The sequence below is a fragment of the Halomonas sp. SIMBA_159 genome (assembly GCF_046536035.1).
Taxonomy (GTDB): Bacteria; Pseudomonadota; Gammaproteobacteria; order Pseudomonadales; family Halomonadaceae; genus Vreelandella; species Vreelandella venusta_A.
The window spans coordinates 1-255 of the sequence record NZ_JAWJBT010001057.1; the positions used below are offsets into that span (position 1 = coordinate 1).

1 protein-coding gene is annotated in these 255 nt (G+C 44.7%); it reads right to left on the minus strand.

All coding sequences use genetic code 11. From position 1 onward, the window contains the following. Positions 1-39: 39 nt before the first annotated feature. The coding region (locus R0J87_RS22520) for a hypothetical protein (RefSeq protein ID WP_498889108.1) at positions 40-255 on the minus strand (216 nt) is incomplete at its 5' end.

Below are 255 nucleotides of genomic sequence, written 5' to 3' on the forward strand. Positions count from 1 at the left end.
GTTTTCTCCTCAAAGAGAGCAGATTAGAAATCTCTGAATTTAGCCCACCTTACGATAAGGAACTTTTTTATCGTAGTCAATGTTCATTGCAGAGACTTTTGGTAAAGGATTCCCTTTCGCACTGCTGAGACTACGCGCAACATTTAAGTACGCACTGGGATCGCCCGCTTGGGGTTGCTTTTCTTGGGGAGTAAAGCGACGGACTTGATTTTGCCAAACAATTTGAGGGAAGCCCAATTGTTGACGGTGGTAAGC